The sequence below is a fragment of the Acinetobacter brisouii CIP 110357 genome (genome assembly GCF_000488275.1).
Classification (GTDB): Bacteria; Pseudomonadota; Gammaproteobacteria; order Pseudomonadales; family Moraxellaceae; genus Acinetobacter; species Acinetobacter brisouii.
This window is the reverse complement of the sequence record NZ_KI530762.1, coordinates 1,761,652-1,781,357: the sequence shown is the minus strand read 5'-3', so window position 1 is coordinate 1,781,357 and position 19,706 is coordinate 1,761,652. Positions and strand designations below refer to the sequence as shown.

Below are 19,706 nucleotides of genomic sequence, written 5' to 3'. Positions count from 1 at the left end.
ATGCAAAAGTTGAATTCTCTTCAGGTATTCAGGCGTATTATGATTAGATCACGCTTTTTTATACCGAGGGAAGGTAATGTTAGATCAACTTCGAGCAATGGGAGTGTTTGCTTGTGTTGTCAAACAGAACTCTTTTAGTGGTGCTGCCCGAGAGTTGGGAATTACTACGAGTGCTGTCAGTCAGCAAATTCGCTCTTTAGAGCAGGAGATGGATGCAATCCTGCTATATCGATCAACTCGAAAACTTAGTTTGACTGAAGAAGGTCAGGTATTTTATCAGAGTTGTAAAGAGATGCTCGCAGCAGCTGAACGTGGCAAGATTCGTATGAATGAGTTACGTGATGATCTGATTGGTGAATTACACATCGCAACAACACCTGAGTTAGCCGCAAATCATATTATTCCAGCGCTATCTCAGTGGTTGTTTGCACACCGCGGTTTGAGCGTAAAGTTTGATGTTGATACTCAATTTATTGATTTACAAAAAAATAATATTGATATCGCTTTGCGTATGGCACCAAAAATTGAAGAAACGACTTTCGACACCATTCCTTTGGCTCGGGTCGAACAAGTGTTGGTGGCGTCAGCAGATTATCTCAATCAAACAGCGTCAATCAATATTCCTGAAGATTTGAAACAGCATAATATTTTGCCTGTGTATAGCATGCAGCATTGGCATCGGTTTTTCTTTCAGCACAATTTGTCGGATCAACGTGTTGAACTGGAAATGAAAGCACGAATGAGTAGTAATAATATTTGTGTAGTCAAAGCCTTATGTAAAAATGGTTTGGGTTTGGCTCGAGTATTGTATTTAGATGTGCAAAAAGAGCTGATGAATGGTGAGTTGATCGAGGTTTTACCTGACTGGAAATTACCAAGTTATACCTTGTATGCAGTCGCTGCACCGCTAGCACAGCGTTCAGTGAAAACCCAGCGTTGTATTGAAGCTTTGAAAGCCTATTTTAGTCAGATCCCAGGTGGACGTTTATATAAAGAAGCTTCTTGATCAATTATGATGTTAATGTTTCTCCTAAAATAGAAGCGCCTAATGAATTTCATTGGGCGTTGTGTGTTTTTAAGATAAATGCTATCTCTGAAAATATAATTCCTGATCAATTTTACAACTATTTTTCTAGCTTCTTTAACAGTTATTCTTGTATGGAATCAACCCATACTTTTTTTATATTACGTTTATGTGGCTAATTCATACTTTTTTTATATTACTTTCATTTTATAGCGTGAAAAAATTGGATGAATGAAGAGCAGGGAGTAAACAAAATTTTATGTACTTTTTATGCTAAAACATTTTGCCAGTAATGCTCTTTATTTAGGCTCAGTTTTTTATTTGCATCAATCTATGGATTGCTATTCCTATAAAGGCTCCTTTTTTAGCTGTTTAAATCTTTAATTGTTGCTTATTTTTAGAACACCTAATTGATTTATATATATTTTTAAATAAGAATTCTTGACTGTATCATGTTTTATCTCTAGAATTCTCTTCTAGATTCTCCCATAGCTCAGTCGGTAGAGCGACGGACTGTTAATCCGCAGGTCCCTGGTTCGATCCCAGGTGGGAGAGCCAAGATTCAAAAAGCCATACATTTAAGTATGGCTTTTTTTATGAATAAAAAATAAGTCAAATCTTACATATATTTACATCTGCTCGCACTAAAAAATTACAGCAGATGTTTGCTCTAAATAGAAATATTAACTGAGGAAATTACTGCATCATTTGGCATTCTGTGGTTAAATGCCATCACATTTTATTGTATTTACTTCATGAAGGAAGAAATCATGCGCGCGTACAATTTCTGTGCTGGTCCTGCAGCATTACCAACCGCTGTTTTAGAACAAGCTCAAAGCGAGCTACTAGATTGGCATGGTAAGGGCGTTTCCATCATGGAAATGAGCCACCGTAGTAAAGATTATGTAGCGGTTGCGGAAAAAGCTGAAGCTGATTTACGCAAGCTCATGAATATTCCTGAAAATTATAAAGTCTTGTTCCTGCAAGGTGGTGCAACATTACAATTTTCAGCGATTCCGTTGAATTTACTGGGTAAAAATAGCCAAGCCGATTATATTCATACAGGCATTTGGTCTGAAAAAGCCATTAAAGAAGCTCAGCGTTATGGCAATGTGCATGTGATTGAAGCAGGCACACAAATTGATGGAAAAACTGCAATTACTGACCCTGCAACTTGGCAGTTTTCTGACAATGCGGCTTATGTGCACTATTGTGAAAATGAAACAATTGGTGGCTTACAGTTCGATCATATTCCTGAAACTCAAGCCCCATTGGTTGCTGATTTGTCTTCAAGCATTTTGTCTGCGCCGATTGATGTCAGCAAATTTGGTTTGATCTATGCTGGCGCACAGAAAAATATCGGCCCTGCAGGTTTGACTCTTGTGATTGTCCGTGAAGATTTGCTGGATCAGGCAAAACCTGAAATTCCAAGTTTGTTGAAATATTCAGCTCAAGCTAAAAATGACTCTATGGTGAATACACCTGCAACTTATGCATGGTATTTGTCTGGTTTGGTGTTTGAGTGGTTACTTGAACATGGTGGTGTACCAGCAATGCATCAAATTAACTTGAAAAAAGCTGAGTTGCTCTACGGTTACATCGATTCTAGTGATTTTTATAATAACCCGATTGCGAAAGCAAACCGTTCATTGATGAATGTGCCATTTACTTTGGCAGATAGCGATTTGGATAAACTATTCTTGCAAGAAGCTGAAGCCAATCATTTGTTAAACTTGGCAGGTCACCGTTCCGTGGGTGGTATGCGTGCCAGCATTTACAATGCTGTACCATTTGAAGGTGTACAGGCATTGGTTAGTTTTATGGATGACTTTGCAAAACGTCACGGTTAAGTTAAACGGTAAGCCAAAAAAAACCTCATCAATATGATGAGGTTTTTTTATTTAGGTAATCTGATGTAGAAAAAAACCAAGCAAGAACATACCAAGTAGAAAAAAACAAACTGCACCAAAATCAATCTTGAATCTGGGTTGGCTATGTTGTTGCAGCATATTTGAGGTCTGTTGTTGTGTAATTTTCATAAGACTGCAGCCTAAATTATTTTAGGCCATACCCTATAGTATATTACTTTTTAGTTTTAGCATAAATATTCGCCTGAATCCATATGTTGCCTCGAATATATTGCCCAATTTCGAAATTCATATATTCAGGATTACGGCTTGCGATTCGAATTAATGTGGCTTCTTCATTATCTTCAAGCAATAAAGTGACATCGTATAGAACATAATCTTCGTTCATACATGTTGCATTTGTTTTACCGACAATTTTGCCTTGAAACCATGCTTCATCTTCTTGCCCTGCTGTCTCACCATATAGGTAAGCCACCATTTTTGAAAAATCTACGGTGACAGGTGCTTGGTCATCCTCAGTTTTAGGTTGCCATGCATCGATCAGTTCCTGCAAATTGCTTGGTGCAACACCATTATGTTCTGCCAAAATATCATTTAAGGCACGATGATGCTTAATTGATGCAGGGTCATCGACAATAATTTGCTCGTGTTCATTGACTTGTTCAAGTTCATATGCCCACGCATTTAAGTGTACGCAATAATTTTGATCTTTTACGTAATGCTCGTGGTTGACGCTATAAAGATTATCAAATGCATATACTGTTGCATTTTGTCCAATATTTAAGCGCAATACTGCCTGTGTGTTAGATTTACAGCAAATGACACGCTCAATTTTTGCTGTAGTTTTATAGGGGCTTTCAAAAATCGGGAAAGCAGTTTTGACACATTTAGGTTTGTTATTTTCAACAGCAACGACTTGGGAAAATTGAATTGTCGCATGATTTGGCCCTTGAATCAGCCATGTATTGTTATCCATCTCTTCTTCATTGGAACACAAACCCATTGGCATGACAGGTGCATCAAGTGCTTGACCTAACCACCGAGGAACGGTTTGTGCTGGGTCATCTGTGAGCAAACTCCAATGCTCAATATGGCTTCCAAAGTTTTGGTCATCGACAGTAATGGTATCTGGTCGGTTATTTTGCATATTCATAAGCACAATTGCAGTAGGTCTGCTTATATTTATCGAGGGTAACTTATTATTTTTCAAGTCATCGCCATGATTTTTTATTGATTACGTAAAATTTATGTGTCTATCTGCACAAAAAATCGGAAATAGACCGAAAGGTCAACACATCACAGCAGTGTCATGTGTAATTTGTTAAACTATCGTAGAACTGAATAGATTGTGAATTATTGTGGCTAATTTTAAACTTTGGGTTGATGCAGATGCATTGCCTAAAATTTTGCGTGAAATTATTTTTAGAGCTTCGGATCGCTATTTGCTGGAAGTCATTTTTGTTGCGAACCAACCTTTGGGAATCAGCCCATCGGTACGTATTAAATCCTTGCAGGTGTTGAGTGGCGCAGACCAAGCCGATCAGGAAATCGTGAAGCAAATGGCTGCGCATGATGTTGTGATTACTCAAGATATTCCACTAGCAGCTCAGGTCATTGAAAAAGGTGGCGTTGCGATTCACCCACGTGGCGAGGTTTTTACCACAGCCAATATTAAGGCGCGCCTACATTTACGTGATTATATGGATACCTTGCGTGGTGCAGGTGTGCAAACGGGCGGTCCAAAACCACTGAATGAGCGCGATAAGCGGGAGTTTTCCAGTGCGTTAGATCAGACCATTCAGCGCCAGATTCGCGTCACCAAAACGAGTTAAAAGATGCCAAAAGTACAATCGCAATTGGCATTTACCTATATGCTTTTAATCTTGATCTGGGCAACAACGCCGTTAGCGATTGTCTGGAGTGTGAAAGACCTCAATTTGTTTTGGGCACTGGCATTTCGTTTCTTTTTGGCATTACCGATTGCTTGTAGTTTACTTTGGATCTTTAAAATACGATTGCCGTTTAATTGGCAATCGGTGCATAGCTATATTGCAGGTTCATTTAGTTTTATCGGCTCGCAAATTTTTACCTATGTGGCTACCCAGTATTTGAGCTCGGGAATTATTGCCCTGATGTTTGGTTTAACACCGATTATGGCTGGCTTGATGGGCTGGGCATGGTTTAAACAATACCTGCATTTTGCACAGTGGTGTGGCATGCTGGTCGCATTGTCTGGTTTGGGTATGATTTGCTTTGCAGGGCAGCAGCATATACAGCCATTCGGTATTATCTTGATGTTGATGAGCGTTTTTAACTATGCATTGTCAATTTTTTGGGTGAAGAAAATTCGAGCACCACTTCACCCAATGGCACAGGCAACTGGCTCCATTTTGATATCAAGTTTTGTGGCTGTGCTGATGTTGCCTTTTATCTGGTCTCATTTTCCAACACATGTGCCAAATCTGAAATCGTTGCTGGCACTTGCTTATACGGTCGTGGTGGCATCATTACTGGCAATGTTCTGTTATTTTAAACTGGTGCAGAATATTCAACCCACAACGTTGTCTTTAACCAATGTGATGACGCCGTTATTGGCATTGCTGATCGGTGCAGTATTTAATCATGAAACTTTGGGAACACAAGTGATTTTAGGTGCTTGTGTGCTGGTTATTGGGTTGTTGATCTATTTTTTTCGCGATTTACAGCTTCAGCAAAAGTGGCAAAAGCGTTTTCGAAAAATGTAAGCTTATGGTGTGTCTATAGCCTGATTTTCAAGGCATTCTGCAATTTTTTCGCGGTCATGTGGGTGCAAGGAAATAAAGTAACAGCCAATACGATAATGATTCGTTGCATCGTATTGTTCGTAGACAACCTGTGCAATCGCGGCAATGTGGAAAAAGTTATCTGGGTGGCTTAAGGTGACATGAATGTAGCTATCTTTGCTAATCGCATGTTCAGTAAAAAAACTTAAGCCATCTTCGGATAAGTTAATTTGTTCAGGGGTTGGTAACATGCTTTGTACAATAGAATCATACATTGTGCCTGTTATAAGGTTTAATTTTTGGTTGAATAAGGATAAGATTTTGGCAATTTGTTGATCTTTTTCATTTAATTGTTTTAATTCGTTGTGAAGAACCTGATCAAATTGATCTAGTTCAGTAAGTAGTAGAAAATAGCGTGGCAAAACAAAGTGAGGGTCATAGGGGTCTTTTAGAGCCATTTCTTCTGAAATGACTTGATAGTTAAATCTTAAGGCAGCGTCCATACGAGACATGACCCGCCTTTCAATTTGTTCGTATTGATGCTGTAATTTTCCCATAAAATACCTCGGATTTAGGTCGTATGTTTAAACCAATCTCGCTGTACATTGGTCTGAGATATACTCGCGCACGTCGCAGTAATCATTTTATTTCTTTTATTGCACTGGTTTCCATGATCGGTCTGACGCTTGGAGTCGCTGTACTGATTACCGTATTGTCAGTGATGAATGGTTTTGACCGTGAATTAAAAAATCGTGTTTTAGGTATGATACCTCAAGCCAGTGTATCTTCAACGGAAATCATTACAGATTGGCCAGATTTAGCTAAAAAAATTGCTCAACATGAACATGTTAAAGGTGTAGCTCCTTTTACTCAGTTACAAGGAATGCTGACCGCACAGGGGCAGGTGTCAGGTCTGATGGTCAATGGTATTGAACCACAGTATGAAAAGAATGTTTCTATTATTCAAGATCATATGGTTGCAGGAAGCATTGATAACCTGAAAAAAGGTAGTTTCGGGATTGTTCTTGGCAAACAGATGACCGATGCTCTGGGCTTAGGTTTAAATGACAGTGTGACTCTGGTTTTGCCTGAAGCGACACCATCGCCTGCGGGTGTGGTTCCACGTTTCAAGCGCTTTAAGATTGTCGGAATTTTTAGTATTGGTGCTGAAGTTGACTCAATGATGGGTTATATCGCCCTGAATGATGCGGCAACCTTGTTGCGCTTGCCTGATGGCGCTCAGGGTATTCGGATAAAACTAGACAATATTTTCCTTGCACCACAAGTTGCTCAAGATATTGTGAAACAGTTGCCAAGTGGCTTTTATAGCTCTGACTGGACATATACGCATGGTAATTTGTTTAGCGCAATTCAGATGGAGAAATCCATGGTGAGCCTGCTATTGTTTTTGATTGTTCTGGTTGCTGCGTTCAATATTGTCTCTTCTCTGGTTATGGTCGTGACCGACAAAAAAGCTGATATTGCCATTTTACGTACACTAGGTGCTTCACCTGCCACGATTACCCGTATTTTTATGGTACAGGGTACAATTATTGGTGTGATTGGAACATTCTCGGGCGCAGTCTTGGGGGTTATTCTGGCATCGAGTATTAGTACCGTGATCGACTGGTTGAATACTCGCCTTGGCTGGCATTTGTTTGATGCTTACTTTATTAACTATTTGCCTTCTTATTTAAGATGGCAAGATGTTGCGGTCATCGTGGTAGTGTCATTAGTTTTAAGTTTCTTGGCAACCATTTATCCAGCGCTGCGTGCTGCGAAAATCCAGCCTGCGGAGGCATTGCGTTATGAGTAATGTGGTTTTGGAAGCGAAGCAAATCAGAAAAACCTTTACTGATGGCAAGACCGATGTTGATGTGCTTAAAGGCTTATCTCTACAAGTTGAAGCAGGGCAGTGTATTTCGATTGTCGGGGCGAGTGGTTCGGGTAAAAGTACCTTGTTGCATGTTTTAGGTGGTTTAGACCGACCATCTAGCGGTGAAGTATTTTTATGTGGACAGCGTTTTGACACATTGAGTGAAACCACTCGTGGTGATTTACGCAACTTACATTTGGGTTTTGTTTACCAATTTCACCACTTATTACCTGAATTTAGCGCGCTTGAAAACGTGGCTATGCCGCTTATGTTACGTAAAGGCAGTCAATTTAGTGAAGTCAAGAAAAAAGCGGAGTATTTACTGGAACGAGTTGGATTATCACATCGCCTAACTCACAAACCTGGTGAACTTTCTGGCGGTGAACGTCAGCGTGTTGCATTGGCACGTGCTTTGGTGACCAATCCTAAAGTCATGTTAGCCGATGAGCCGACAGGAAATCTGGATCGACAAACGGCAATGACTATTTTTGAATTGCTGAATGATTTGAAAAAGGAATTCAATATGGCCATGCTGATTGTGACACATGATGAACAGCTAGCCCAGACTGCGGACAAGATTATGCATATGCAGGATGGTTTATGGAAAACTCCATAAATTTATTGGGTTACATCCTCTAAAATTCCTTGTTAAAGCCCATAATGTGGGCTTTAATGCATTTTATAGATAACAAAAACAGTTTATTAGAAACAATGAAATGGAACTTAATTTTTTTGGCATGGGTAATTGGAATCTGTACTTTAGGTTTGCCCCAAGCTCATTATGTAAGTCGTTGGTCAGTATTGTGTAGTTTTATTCTACTGGGAATAGCCTTGTTGATTGGCTATGCAAAACAGTATTTTTTACAACTTAAAAACAGTCAAATTCTGATTCATATATTGATCGCTCTGGCTGCCTTTTTCGTAGCAATATCATTTGCGGATCATCAACTTCAGCAGCGCCTAAGCCTAAGGCAAACACAGGTACATCAGGCTGAGGTAGTGGTTTATGTTGATCGGATGAGTGTATTAAACAAAGACAATAAGCAGCAAATACTTCAGGTCTGGGACGCCTCGCATCAGCAGATGGTGCATTGGTTTGCTCGAATTCCAGCAAAACAACCTGAATTGCAACTGGGACAGTATTATCGAGTGACTGGACAGGTGCGACCTGCACACGGCTATGCGATTAAAGGTGGATTTGATCAGGAAAAATGGTTTCTTCAGCAAAATCTGATGGCAAGTTTTCAGGTTAAACAATTTGAATTGTTGAACAAATCACAAGCCCTAACACAAAGTTCAACTTCATTTGTTCAGCGACATCGGGGATTTTTGCAGGCATCACGATTATGGATTGAGCAAAAGCGCCTGAATTGTCGGAACTGGTTGATGCAATCGCCATTACGGCATCGTGGTCTATTGCTAGCATTGTTGACAGGGGATGAAAGTCTACTCGATGACATAACACAGCAACAATTTCAGAACTTGGGTATCCAGCATTTATTGGCAATTTCGGGGCCACATGTCTTGGTTTTTGCGATGCTGCTTTGTTTAGTGCTACATCATTTAATCGCCAGATTTTGCCCCGAATTATATTTACGTATGCCTAAACAGTTGCTGCTGAGTCTGCCTTTTTTAATTGGCATTTGGGTGTATTGTGGGTTTGTTGGTTTTGAGATTCCTGCGTTACGAACTTTACTCATGAGTAGCCTGATTGTACTTGCCATGTGGTGTCAGCGAAGGCTTTCTGTTTTTACGACATTGTTAGCAAGTGCAGCATTAATGCTACTGTTTGATCCATTTAGCATGTTATCGGTAGGCTTTTGGTTATCGTATGGTGCCTGTTTTATTTTGCTGCGAGTTTATCAAACCGTACAGCAGCAGCCGCAACAAGTGCTGCTTGGTCATTTCCAGCAATGTCGTTACTATCTGCGGTTACTGTTTGAATCTCAAGGCAAGATTTTTATTGCATTGTTGCCACTGGTGATGTTGTTTTTTCAGCAACTTTCTTGGCTTGCACCACTGGCAAATATCATAGCCATTCCTTTGATTGGTGTGGTGATTGTACCCTTAAATATCTTGGCGACCTGCGTTTGGCTACTTTCTCCAAGTCTTGCATTACCACTGTATCATGTCGCTGATGCGGCGATTTCAATCTTGCTCGTCAGTTTGGGAACTTTACAAAGTGCAATTCCTGTTGAAGTGCAGCAACTGCATTTTACGTCGTTACAAATTGCCGTACTTACACTGGTAATTGTGATGCTGTTCTTGCCGAAAGGTACTGTGCCTAAAGTATGGCTGGTTTTAGGGTGTTTACCCGTAGTCCTTCCTGTTCATGAAACACAGCCATTTGAATTTAATGTGCTTGATGTGGGACAGGGGCAGGCAGTCCATATTCGTGACCAAAACAAGCAGATTCTGATTGATACAGGTGGGACGCGTGATGAGCAAAAGTTCAGTCTGGCAGATCGGGTGCTGTTACCTTATTTTTCCAGTCGCGGAATCTCAAGTTTAGATCAAGTGATTTTGAGTCATCTCGATCAGGATCATAGCGGTGCATTTCCTCGTTTAAATGAAAAGATGCCCGTCAAGCAACTGTTTGGTAGTCAGCGCCCGCAGGGCAATTTACCGAGTTTTGACTATTGTCATGCAGGGCAGCGTTGGGTCAGTAAAAATATAGAAATGCAAGTTTTATCGCCACAAGAAGATGACTTGGCGAATGCTGAATATCAACAAAATGAACTATCTTGTGTGATTTATCTGAGCTATAAGCATCAGCAAGCCAAGACCCATTTTTTGATTATGGGAGATGCAGGCACACAGACAGAGCAGTTTTTATTGCAGAAATATCCAGATTTAGCTGTTGATGTTTTAGTGCTCGGACATCATGGTAGTCGCTTTAGCTCATCACCTGAGTTTTTACAACGGCTAAAACCTAAAATTGCGATTGCTTCGGCAGGGTTGCACAACCGTTATGGACACCCAAGTCGGGAAGTGCAACAACGTTTACAACAAGCACAAATTCCATTGCTCAATACAGCAGAACAGGGCTCATTGTATTTTACGGTAACGGATGAGGGGTCTCTAAATTATGCAGCGGCTCGGAATGCTCGCTTGTGGCTGCATCCTTAACATATAGTCGTTCTGTACGCACCTGATTAACTTTAGCCAGTGCTTCATCTTCGGGTAAATTATAAAGGTTATTGAGCTGAGGGTTGGCTTTAAAACGCTTGTAACTCCAATGATAATGCTGTGGATACTTACGAATTAGGTTCTCGATCATTTCATGAATAATCAATGTGCCTTCTTCATCTGATCCAGCGTAAATCTGTTCAGCAACAGGTTCGATGAACATGTCGTATCCTGCATTGTCATTACGAATGGCATACAAAAATAAGGCTCGTGCTTTCGTTTTTTGAATCAATTTTGCTGATAAGTTACTGGATGCGAGTGGAATACCAAAGTAATCAACCATTGTTCCCCCGATGTTAGGGGTGTGATCTGGCAAAATGACGGTTGTGCCACCACGTTTCAGGTCTTTGAAAATTTGGCGCACACCTGACTCATCGGTGGGTACAAGATGAGCATTTTCCCGACTACGAGCTTCACGTACAAACTGATCGGCAACTTCATTTTTAATTGGTTTGTACATAATGGTCATAGCGGTATGTTGGGCGAACCAAGCATTCATCACTTCCCATGTACCAAAATGAGGAACAATCAGAACGATACCTTTCTTTTGCTCTAATGCGTTATAAAAGTGCTCTTCACCCTGAATATGATGAATACGGGCAATATTTTTTGCATTACTTGCTCCCCAAACATTGAAGAACTCAAAGTAAGAGGTCATTTCATTTTTAATCGCTTCTTTGACGATATATTGGCGTGTGTCCTCATTCAACTCAGGCAATGCAATCCGAATATTTAAGTCGGCTACTTGAGCTGTTTTTGCAATTTTGACGGTATTGGCAATAGATGCTAATACGCGTGCAAAGGCACGTGCAAAATGTAAAGGCTGTTTACTTACAAACTTTAAAACACGATAGGTAAAAGAATTTGAACTTGAATTCAGCATTAGAAAAGATTCGTACACAATTTATCGCCATTCAGCGAAATATTATAAGTGAAAACTTTTCTTTTAGACAGCGACTAGGCTTTCGGTGTATATAATGGGACAATTTTTTATCGCTAGGATGTGATTTATGTCCGATTGGCCACCAAAACCATTCAATCAAAATACAAATCAACATAACGAGCCTCAAGCTAATTCTGGACAAGAATGGCAACTGCTTGAAAAAGTGGTGATGGCTTCTGTCACAGAGCAGCGTCGTGCACGCCGTTGGGGCATTTTTTTTAAGGCATTAACCTTCTTATATTTATTTATTGTGATCTTGGGTGTTTTGCGTAGCTGTAATAATGCAGGTAGTGATGGTGTAAGTACATCTTCAAGTAGCAGTCATCTGGCTGTCGTCGATATTGTCGGAACCATCCAGTCTGGTGGTTCGAAGTCAGTTGATAGTGCAGATACGATTAAAGCATTGCGTCAGGCATTTGCTGCAAGTGGTAGTAAAGCCATTGCTTTAAATATCAATTCGCCAGGCGGATCACCTGTTCAATCTGATGAGATCTGGCAGGAAATCCGTTACTTGGAAAAACAGCATCCAGACAAAAAAGTTTACGCAGTCATTGGTGATATGGGTGCGTCGGGTGCATATTATATTGCGTCAGCCGCCAACGAAATTTGGGTAAACCCATCGAGCTTAGTGGGTTCTATTGGGGTCATTATGCCAAATTATGGTGTAGCAGGGTTGGCACAAAAATTGGGTGTAGAAGATCGTACCATGACCTCTGGTGAGAACAAGGACATTCTGAGTATGACCAAGCCGATTAATCCAGCGCAGCGTACACATGTGCAAGCAGTACTTGATGACGTGCATGAGCATTTTATTAATGCTGTGAAAGAAGGTCGTGGCGCTCGTCTAAAAAGTAATGACCCTGCCATCTTCTCTGGATTGTTCTGGAGCGGTGCCCAAGCTGTAAAAATAGGTATTGCTGACCGTACAGGTGGCATTGAAAGCTTAAAAAGAGAGTTAAAACTTGATAAAACTGTAAATTATACCGTTCAACGTAACCCGCTAGAGTCTGTATTGGGCAAAATGGGGGCAGAATTTGGACAAGGTTTTAGCGAAACTGTAACGCAACAATTGCAAAGTCAAAAACAAGTGAGTTTGCAATAAATGTAAAAAATAGACAGGATATTATGACAACCAAACCGATTATTCATTTTGCACATGCCAATGGTGTTCCATCATTGGTTTATCGAAAACTTTTTGACTTGTTGTCTGAAAATTATCAGATTATTTTTGTACCGCTACTTGGGCCAGATAAGCGTTATCCTATTGATAATAATTGGGAAAGCTTAGTCAATCAGGTCATTGACAGCATTGTACAACAGGCAAAAGGGCAGGCAGTTATCGGTTTGGGGCATTCTTTAGGTGCTTTACTCACCTATATGGCAAGTCGTAAACGTCCTGAACTTTTTCAGCAAGTGGTGATGCTTGATCCACCTTTGATTATGGGGGCTGCTTCTTTTGCTTTTGATATGGCAAAGTTGTTTTACCCAAAAATGGTCGATCAGCTTAGCCCTGCAGGACTGTCCAAGCGTCGCCGTGATCAGTGGGATTCTCGTGAGCAGGCGGCACAATTATTTCGCCCAAAACCTTTTTATCGTAATTTTGATTCTGACTGTTTTTCTGATTATCTTCGTTATGCTCTCACTGAAGACAGCGTTACGGGTGGTTTTACTCTCACGATTCCTAAGGTTGATGAACTGGCAATTTTTCGCACAAATCCTTCAAATTGGTGGCGGGTTTGGCCTGAAAAGCCACCTGTCACAACACGTATGATTGTTGGAGAGAAGAGTCCATTTTATGAGCGTAAGTTTACTGAAATGGCACAAAAACGCTTGGGAATTCCTTTTTCAGTCATGGCGGGTGGGCATATGTTCCCATTAGAGTATCCAATAGAAACCACGCATTTAGTTCAGCAGGTGATAAAAAAAAGCGCATCATGAAGATGCGCTTTTTTTAGAGCTTACAAAATTGTATCGGGCCCGACAGTGGCGTACCTTGGTATTCAACTTGTTGAGCTGATACATATTGAAGCTGCCCAGAACAGATCCATTCAACCACTTGTGGGTAAACCACATGTTCTAAAACATGCACACGCTCAGCCAAACGTTCCGCATCATCATGCTGAGTAACAGCAATCACGCCTTGTGCGAGAGCTTGACCCGCATCTAACTCATCTGTGACAAAGTGCACAGTACAACCATGCCAGCGATCACCAGTATTGAGTACGCGTTGATGGGTGTGCATACCTTTGTAGGCTGGTAGTAATGAAGGATGAATGTTTAACATCTTTCCTTCCCAAGCCTGTACAAATTTAGGTGTTAAAATGCGCATAAAGCCAGCAAGAATGACCAAATCAACATCCCAAGCCTGAAGCTGTTGCTGCATTGCAGCATCAAAAGCTTCACGATTTGGGAAATTTTTGTGTTCAATTACTTGTGTAGCAATATTTGCTTGCTGGGCACGCTGCAAAGCGTAGGCATCTGGTCGATTTGACAAAACACCCACAATCTCGCCTGATAAATTGGCATCAATCAGCGCTTGTAAGTTACTTCCGTTGCCTGAAACCAGTACTGCAATTTTGATCATGCGATTTTCTTTATGCAAATAACACACGAATTTTTTCGTCTGCACCTTCAACAGATTCAGCATTTTCTTGGATATGACCAATTTTCCATGCTTTTTCGCCTTGAGCATTTAAAATGTCGATGGCTTTATCTGCTTCACTTGCATCTACAGCGATGACCATACCAACGCCACAGTTAAATGTGCGGTACATTTCAAAGCGTTCAACATTACCTTCGCGTTGTAGTAACTGGAACAACTCTGACCATTCCCAAGAGCTTTCGTTAATCACTGCTTGAGCACCATTAGGCAATACACGTGGAAGGTTACCTGGTAGACCGCCACCTGTGATATGCGCCATAGCATGAACATCTACTTGTTTGCAAAGTTCAAGTACTGGTTTTACATAAATGCGTGTTGGTTCCATTGCAGCATCTGCAAGTGGGCGACCATCAACGATTTGCGTTAAATCAACATTTTTAACGTCTAAAATTTTGCGTAGTAGAGAATAACCGTTTGAATGTGCACCAGAAGATGCAACACCGATTAAGATATCACCAGCTTTGACTTTTGAACCATCAATGATTTTGCTTTGTTCAACCACGCCAACAGCAAAACCTGCTAGGTCGTAATCTTCACCTTCATACATGCCAGGCATTTCAGCAGTCTCACCGCCGACCAATGCACAGCCTGCAAGCTCACAACCTTTACCAATACCCGTAACGACATTTGCAGCAACGTCAACATTCAAGTGTCCAGTTGCATAGTAGTCAAGGAAGAAAAGGGGTTCTGCGCCACAAACCAAAAGATCGTTAACGCACATAGCAACAAGGTCTTGACCAATAGTGTCATGACGATTTAAGTTAAGGGCAAGGCGTAATTTTGTGCCTACGCCATCGGTGCCTGAAACCAAAACAGGCTCTTCATAGCCCTTTGGAATTTTACATAATGCACCAAAGCCGCCTAGTCCGCCCATTACTTCTGGACGAGTTGTGCGTTTTGCGACAGATTTGATGCGATCGACAAGTGCATCACCTGCTTCGATGTCTACGCCTGCATCTTTGTAGCTTAAGCCAGTATTTGAATTGGAAGTCGAGTTGCTCATATGAAGAAGTCTCCGCTTTGGCCGCAGATTATAACCTAATATACGAAATTCTTACGTTATTTATGCACGAAAATGTTATCTTTGCTTATTAAATTACCCTTAATAAATAATCTTATAAATTGAAGTAGGCAAATACATGATCGATCGTCCATTACGTCGTATCTTTATTTTGATAATTATTGCGCTATTACTGTGGCTGATTTATTTACTTAAACCTGTTGTCATTCCATTTGTTGGGGCATTTTTCATTGCTTATCTGTTCAGCCCACTGGTCGCGCGTTTGTCAAAGTTGGGGTTACCACGCTGGCTATCAACCTGTGTGGTATTTCTAGGTATTAGTGTTGGCTTAACCTTTGCGCTTTGGTATGTCGTACCTTTGGTCTGGAAACAGGTGATTTATGCCCGTGATAGCATTCCAGCTGGCGTGCACTGGGTCAACCATCATTTCTTGCCATGGGCGGAACGCACTTTTAATCTTGTGCCTATGCGTATAGACACAGATCAGATGTCAAATGCGATTATGCAGTATATCAAGACAAATTATAGTATTGATAATATTCAGACTTTGGTGCTTCGCCTTGCTCAATCGGGATTGAATTTTATCCAGATCGGCGGTACGGTCGTATTGGTGCCGATTATTACATTCTACTTCTTGCTGGATTGGGAGCGTATGCTCAAGCAGATGCATCGCTTGATTCCACGCCCGTACGAAAAAACTACCATGCGGATTGTACGTGACTGTCACATGGTATTGGGGGCATTTGTCAAAGGGCAAATTTTAGTCATGTTCTTGTTGGGTGTGGTTTATGCTGTTGGCTTACAGATCATTGGTTTGGAAGTGGGCTTAATCATTGGCATGGTGGCGGGTCTAGCGAGTATTATTCCTTACCTGGGCTTTGCAGTCGGGATTATTTCCGCTGTGATCGCAACGTTATTCCAGTTTGGCATTGACTGGATGCAGTTGTTTCTTGTGGGCGTTGTTTTTATGATCGGACAGGCGATAGAAGGGTATATTTTACAGCCATTTTTGTTGGGTGATAAAATCGGTTTGTCTCCAGTTGCCGTGGTTTTTGCGGTTTTGGCTGGGGCTCATTTAGGTGGTATTCTGGGCATGTTGATTGCGCTGCCTGTTGCCGCAATCATTGTGGTACTCTTAAAACATGCGCGTGAGTTTTATGAAAGTAGTCTGTGGTATGGAAAATCAGCGCAGGTCATACTTGACGGAGAAAACGGCAAGAGTGTCCATGTCGATGCTGAAAATATTAATGTTGATATAACAATAAAAAATCAGCAAGATAGCCAAAAATCAAGTAAGATTGATCCAGAATAAAACTCTAGGTACATGTGCATTTATGCGTCAATTACAACTCGACATAGAACCTCAACTTGATGCCCGAATCAGTGATTTTTCAGGGCCAAGTTGGGGGCATGTCATTGATGCAATTCGCCAGCTACATGCAGGGTTAGTCAACCGTTTTTATGTTTATGGCGGAGCAGGGACAGGGAAAAGTCATCTTCTGTCGGCAATTTGTGATTCTTATTGTGAAATTGGTAAAACAGCAATTCAAGTTTCATTATTGCAATTGCTAGATGCGCCAATTGAAGCCATTACTTCATTAGAACAATATGATTTGGTTGCCTTGGATGATATCGAGGCAATTAGTGGTGTAAAACACTGGCAAAAAGCCGTATTTCACCTGATTAATAATAGTGATCAGGAAGGTCGGCAGTTGGTATTTTCATCACGTTACGCGCCTATTGAACTCAAACTTGAGTTACCTGATCTACAGTCACGCTTGACACAGGCTGTGAGTGTGAAATTGCCGAATGGGAGTTTATATGCTGACCGACAGGCTTTGGTGCTTTCGGTATTGGGACGTCGGGGTGTCCATCTCGATCAGCAAATTATTGATTATTTATTGTTGAATGGTCCACATCAGGCATCTTTGTTATTACAGGCAGTTGAGCGTTTAGAAAAACTACTCAAAGGTGAAAAAACCAAGTTGTCAAATGCGACATTACGTCAAATTTATGCACTGATTGATGAATATCAGCAAACATCATTCTCTCATTAACTTGAAGGTGTTGGTGTTGGCGCAGTGTGATTGATCTGCTGGAATTTTTGCATATATTCCTGACGGATCAAATTACGCTCTTGTAGTGTTTTGGCTTTTTGCATGCGTAGTCGCATGGTTTGACGTTGCTGTGTACTCATTTGTTGCCATACATCGCGCATACGCTGTTGTTCTTGTTCTGGTAGTTGCGTAAACCAGTCCATTCGTTGCTGAATGCTGTTACTCTGCTGAGTAGGCATCTCTTTGAGATTTTGATAGCGCTGAATCAGTTGTTTTTGCTGCTCCGCTGTCAACTCGTCCCAGTTATCATCGACTTGAGCAGTTGTGGTGCTTTTTGTGTTAAATGGCCAAAAGCGTTCAAATCCTGCAAAACTGGTTTGCAAGAAAGCAAGTGCACAAAAAGCTAAAGTCACTTTCTTAACTGCCATGAGAATTATGATCCTCTCCAAATACCATGACCATTTCCAAATCTTCGACCATTTGTGGTGAAAGCTTATTGGTATTGTTATTTACAATTGTCTGCTGAGGATGGCTTTTCTCAGAGAAATTGAATGCAGTGGGTAATACCAAGAACCCAGTTAAGGTCGCTGCAAGAGCAAAGCCTGTCATTTTCCACATCGAGTGGCGATGAGCTTTCTCTGCATGCACTTTTTCGATGACCTGATACATCAACACATTTTTATCTTTATGTGTTTCTGCGAGGTGGTCAAGACGTTGCGTAATTTTTTTTGCAAAATCATCATTCTTCATGTGATGATCCTCCAATATGTGGATTAAGGTGTGCTAATGCTGTTCTTAAACCTTGTATAGCGCGGTGATAGTGGGTTTTTACACTACCTTCGCTACAATTCATAATTTGAGCAGTGGTTTGGGTATCAAAGCCTTCCCAAGCGCGTAGCATGAAGGCCTGCTGTTGACGCACAGGGAGTTGGCGAATTGCCTGTTGAATTTCTTCAATCGTCACTGCCTGATCTAGTGTATCAAAAGGGTTGAGCTGTTGCTGATCTTCAATTTCAAGAATTTCTTCACTGTCATCATCAAGACTGATTTTCTTGAAAAGTGAAAAGGGTTGAGCTCTTCGTGCTTCTTTGCGCCGCCAATCTTGTAATTTATTGTTTAAAATAGTGTAGAACAACGGGTACCACTCATCAATTGCTTTATCGGCATAAGATTTGTGTAAGGAGATAAACGCTTCCTGTACCAGATCCATTGCAATACCTTGTTGCCCTTGTGTTGCATTTTCCATCATGACCAAGGCACGACCAGTCACGTCTTGCATAAAAAACTTAAGACGTTGTTCAGTCGTTTTTGACTGACTAAGTTCAGACTTGGTCTCTTTTGGTGTTAGATCCATAGAGATGGAAAATCCTGTCATTGGATACCCACCATATTGTTTCAACAATGTATTTCTAATAACGTTCAAACAACATGGAAGGTTGACAATTCTACTAAATTTTTTCAGTGTAAAGTAATTTGAGTAAAAAAGGGCTTAAAGTAAAATAAATGAAACGATTTATTGGCGCTGGCGCACCATCTCAAATAAGCAGATCGAACCTGCGATAGCAACATTTAAAGACTCTTGTCCACCTGGTTGTGGAATAGCAACCGCTTTGGCATGAGTTAAAGCATATTCAGAAGCGCCTTGTCCTTCGTTGCCTAGAATCCATACACAAGGTTTGCTGAGGTTTTGAGCATATAAACTTTCAGAACGATGAGAACTGGTGACATAAACAGGAATCTTGAAATCAGGTAATAATAAGCTGAGATCGGCATTTTCAAAGCATAATAGCGAAAATTGGGCGCCCATACCTGCACGTAAAACACGAGGAGACCAAAGTGCAGCAACGCCTTTGGTGCAGATGATCTGTTTGACATTTGCTGCTGCCGCCGAGCGCAGTAAAGTACCGACATTTCCAGGATCCTGAACATCGTCCAGAATAAGAGTATCTACAGTCAAATCAACAGTTTGTGCATGCTTTGGAATATCAATAATCGCAAGACATGCTAAAGAAGTTCCTAGTGTGCTGAGATCTTTATATAAACTTTCACTAATAATAAAAATTTGCCCTTGATACTGCTCCTGAATTTTTTCCAGATCAGGGTGTTCTAGAGCCGCTTCGGTAGTAAAAAGTGAAACAAGATTTTTATGTGTTTGCAACCATGCTAGACACAAATGTGTGCCTTCAAGAACAGTTTGCTGATGTTTTTTACGATATTGGTTTTGCTCAATCAAGGCACGCAGATGTTTAATTTTTGCGTTGTCTTTTGAAGCAAGAAAAGTCATGGACATAATAATAACCGCTT

General features: G+C 40.8%; 21 protein-coding genes and 1 tRNA gene. 12 read left to right on the top strand and 10 right to left on the bottom strand.

The genetic code is table 11. The features are described 5' to 3' along the window. Positions 1–76 precede the first annotated feature (76 nt). The 3 genes from P255_RS08565 to serC all read left to right on the top strand — a co-directional run bounded on the left by P255_RS08565 (position 77) and on the right by serC (position 2,874). On the top strand, positions 77–1,006 hold the full coding sequence (locus P255_RS08565) for a LysR family transcriptional regulator (RefSeq protein ID WP_004900315.1): 930 nt from the start codon (positions 77–79) through the stop codon (positions 1,004–1,006). A gap of 500 nt (positions 1,007–1,506) precedes the next feature. Further along, positions 1,507–1,582, top strand: a tRNA-Asn gene (locus P255_RS08560). Positions 1,583–1,794: 212 nt separating this feature from the next. Beyond that, positions 1,795–2,874, top strand: coding sequence for a 3-phosphoserine/phosphohydroxythreonine transaminase (serC, locus tag P255_RS08555; RefSeq protein ID WP_004900316.1), 1,080 nt, complete (start codon positions 1,795–1,797; stop codon positions 2,872–2,874). 51 nt (positions 2,875–2,925) lie between these two features. On the opposite strand, the gene P255_RS15470 is transcribed toward serC, so the two are convergent. Both P255_RS15470 and P255_RS08550 read right to left on the bottom strand, forming a co-directional pair. Then, positions 2,926–3,063, bottom strand: a complete 138-nt coding sequence (locus P255_RS15470) for a hypothetical protein (RefSeq protein WP_004900321.1) — start codon at positions 3,061–3,063, stop codon at positions 2,926–2,928. 43 nt (positions 3,064–3,106) lie between these two features. After that, the gene (locus tag P255_RS08550) at positions 3,107–4,045 is read right to left on the bottom strand and encodes a hypothetical protein (protein WP_004900322.1); all 939 of its coding nucleotides are present in this window, start codon (positions 4,043–4,045) and stop codon (positions 3,107–3,109) included. 205 nt (positions 4,046–4,250) lie between these two features. Here P255_RS08550 and P255_RS08545 point away from each other — a divergent pair, with 205 nt between their 5' ends. Together P255_RS08545 and P255_RS08540 are read left to right on the top strand one after the other, a co-directional pair. Further along, entirely contained in the window at positions 4,251–4,724 is a 474-nt protein-coding gene (locus tag P255_RS08545; protein WP_004900324.1) for a YaiI/YqxD family protein, read from the top strand. A gap of 3 nt (positions 4,725–4,727) precedes the next feature. Beyond that, positions 4,728–5,636 (top strand): DMT family transporter, encoded by a 909-nt coding sequence (locus tag P255_RS08540; RefSeq protein ID WP_004900326.1) that lies wholly within the window; start codon positions 4,728–4,730, stop codon positions 5,634–5,636. Between the two features lie 2 nt (positions 5,637–5,638). Here the strand turns inward: P255_RS08540 and P255_RS08535 are convergent, their stop codons facing one another. Continuing rightward, positions 5,639–6,211, bottom strand: a complete 573-nt coding sequence (locus tag P255_RS08535; protein ID WP_004900330.1) for a PilZ domain-containing protein — start codon at positions 6,209–6,211, stop codon at positions 5,639–5,641. A 23-nt stretch (positions 6,212–6,234) separates the two neighbouring features. On the opposite strand from P255_RS08535, the gene P255_RS08530 reads away from it, so the two are divergent. The 3 genes from P255_RS08530 to P255_RS08520 all read left to right on the top strand — a co-directional run bounded on the left by P255_RS08530 (position 6,235) and on the right by P255_RS08520 (position 10,659). After that, positions 6,235–7,470, top strand: a complete 1,236-nt coding sequence (locus P255_RS08530; RefSeq protein ID WP_004900332.1) for a lipoprotein-releasing ABC transporter permease subunit — start codon at positions 6,235–6,237, stop codon at positions 7,468–7,470. Beyond that, positions 7,463–8,146 (top strand): lipoprotein-releasing ABC transporter ATP-binding protein LolD, encoded by a 684-nt coding sequence (lolD, locus tag P255_RS08525; RefSeq protein ID WP_004900333.1) that lies wholly within the window; start codon positions 7,463–7,465, stop codon positions 8,144–8,146. The genes P255_RS08530 and lolD overlap by 8 nt, the downstream gene beginning before the upstream one ends. 116 nt (positions 8,147–8,262) lie before the next feature. Further along, on the top strand, positions 8,263–10,659 hold the full coding sequence (locus P255_RS08520) for a DNA internalization-related competence protein ComEC/Rec2 (protein ID WP_228127507.1): 2,397 nt from the start codon (positions 8,263–8,265) through the stop codon (positions 10,657–10,659). On the opposite strand, the gene P255_RS08515 is transcribed toward P255_RS08520, so the two are convergent. Continuing rightward, positions 10,589–11,602: a lysophospholipid acyltransferase family protein gene (locus tag P255_RS08515; RefSeq protein ID WP_004900338.1), complete on the bottom strand. Its 1,014-nt coding sequence runs from the start codon at positions 11,600–11,602 to the stop codon at positions 10,589–10,591. The genes P255_RS08520 and P255_RS08515 overlap by 71 nt on opposite strands. Before the next feature lie 127 nt (positions 11,603–11,729). Here P255_RS08515 and sppA point away from each other — a divergent pair, with 127 nt between their 5' ends. Both sppA and P255_RS08505 read left to right on the top strand, forming a co-directional pair. After that, positions 11,730–12,764 (top strand): signal peptide peptidase SppA, encoded by a 1,035-nt coding sequence (gene sppA / locus P255_RS08510; protein ID WP_004900340.1) that lies wholly within the window; start codon positions 11,730–11,732, stop codon positions 12,762–12,764. Between the two features lie 23 nt (positions 12,765–12,787). Next, positions 12,788–13,600 carry an alpha/beta fold hydrolase gene (locus P255_RS08505; protein WP_004900343.1) on the top strand — a complete coding sequence of 271 codons (813 nt, stop codon included), beginning with the start codon at positions 12,788–12,790 and terminating at the stop codon, positions 13,598–13,600. Between the two features lie 13 nt (positions 13,601–13,613). On the opposite strand, the gene purN is transcribed toward P255_RS08505, so the two are convergent. Next, the gene (gene purN / locus P255_RS08500) at positions 13,614–14,246 is read right to left on the bottom strand and encodes a phosphoribosylglycinamide formyltransferase (RefSeq protein WP_035365342.1); all 633 of its coding nucleotides are present in this window, start codon (positions 14,244–14,246) and stop codon (positions 13,614–13,616) included. Between the two features lie 10 nt (positions 14,247–14,256). After that, positions 14,257–15,327, bottom strand: a complete 1,071-nt coding sequence (purM, locus tag P255_RS08495) for a phosphoribosylformylglycinamidine cyclo-ligase (protein WP_004900346.1) — start codon at positions 15,325–15,327, stop codon at positions 14,257–14,259. A 136-nt stretch (positions 15,328–15,463) separates the two neighbouring features. On the opposite strand from purM, the gene cxpE reads away from it, so the two are divergent. Together cxpE and hda are read left to right on the top strand one after the other, a co-directional pair. Then, positions 15,464–16,657 (top strand): chloramphenicol efflux transporter CxpE, encoded by a 1,194-nt coding sequence (gene cxpE / locus P255_RS08490; RefSeq protein WP_004900349.1) that lies wholly within the window; start codon positions 15,464–15,466, stop codon positions 16,655–16,657. A gap of 22 nt (positions 16,658–16,679) precedes the next feature. Then, positions 16,680–17,402, top strand: coding sequence for a DnaA regulatory inactivator Hda (gene hda, locus P255_RS08485; RefSeq protein WP_004751403.1), 723 nt, complete (start codon positions 16,680–16,682; stop codon positions 17,400–17,402). Here hda and P255_RS08480 read toward each other — a convergent pair. The 4 genes from P255_RS08480 to P255_RS08465 form a co-directional block, all read right to left on the bottom strand. Continuing rightward, entirely contained in the window at positions 17,399–17,830 is a 432-nt protein-coding gene (locus P255_RS08480; protein ID WP_004900352.1) for a DUF3106 domain-containing protein, read from the bottom strand. The two genes, hda and P255_RS08480, sit on opposite strands and share 4 nt — an antisense overlap. Next, on the bottom strand, positions 17,820–18,152 hold the full coding sequence (locus tag P255_RS08475) for a hypothetical protein (protein WP_004900354.1): 333 nt from the start codon (positions 18,150–18,152) through the stop codon (positions 17,820–17,822). The genes P255_RS08480 and P255_RS08475 overlap by 11 nt, the downstream gene beginning before the upstream one ends. Continuing rightward, a complete protein-coding gene (locus tag P255_RS08470) occupies positions 18,142–18,756 on the bottom strand; it encodes an RNA polymerase sigma factor (RefSeq protein ID WP_004900356.1) in 615 nt (204 codons plus the stop codon). Before P255_RS08470 ends, P255_RS08475 begins: the two co-directional genes overlap by 11 nt. 159 nt (positions 18,757–18,915) lie before the next feature. Next, the gene (locus P255_RS08465; RefSeq protein WP_004900357.1) at positions 18,916–19,692 is read right to left on the bottom strand and encodes a TrmH family RNA methyltransferase; all 777 of its coding nucleotides are present in this window, start codon (positions 19,690–19,692) and stop codon (positions 18,916–18,918) included. Between the last annotated feature and the right edge of the window lie 14 nt (positions 19,693–19,706).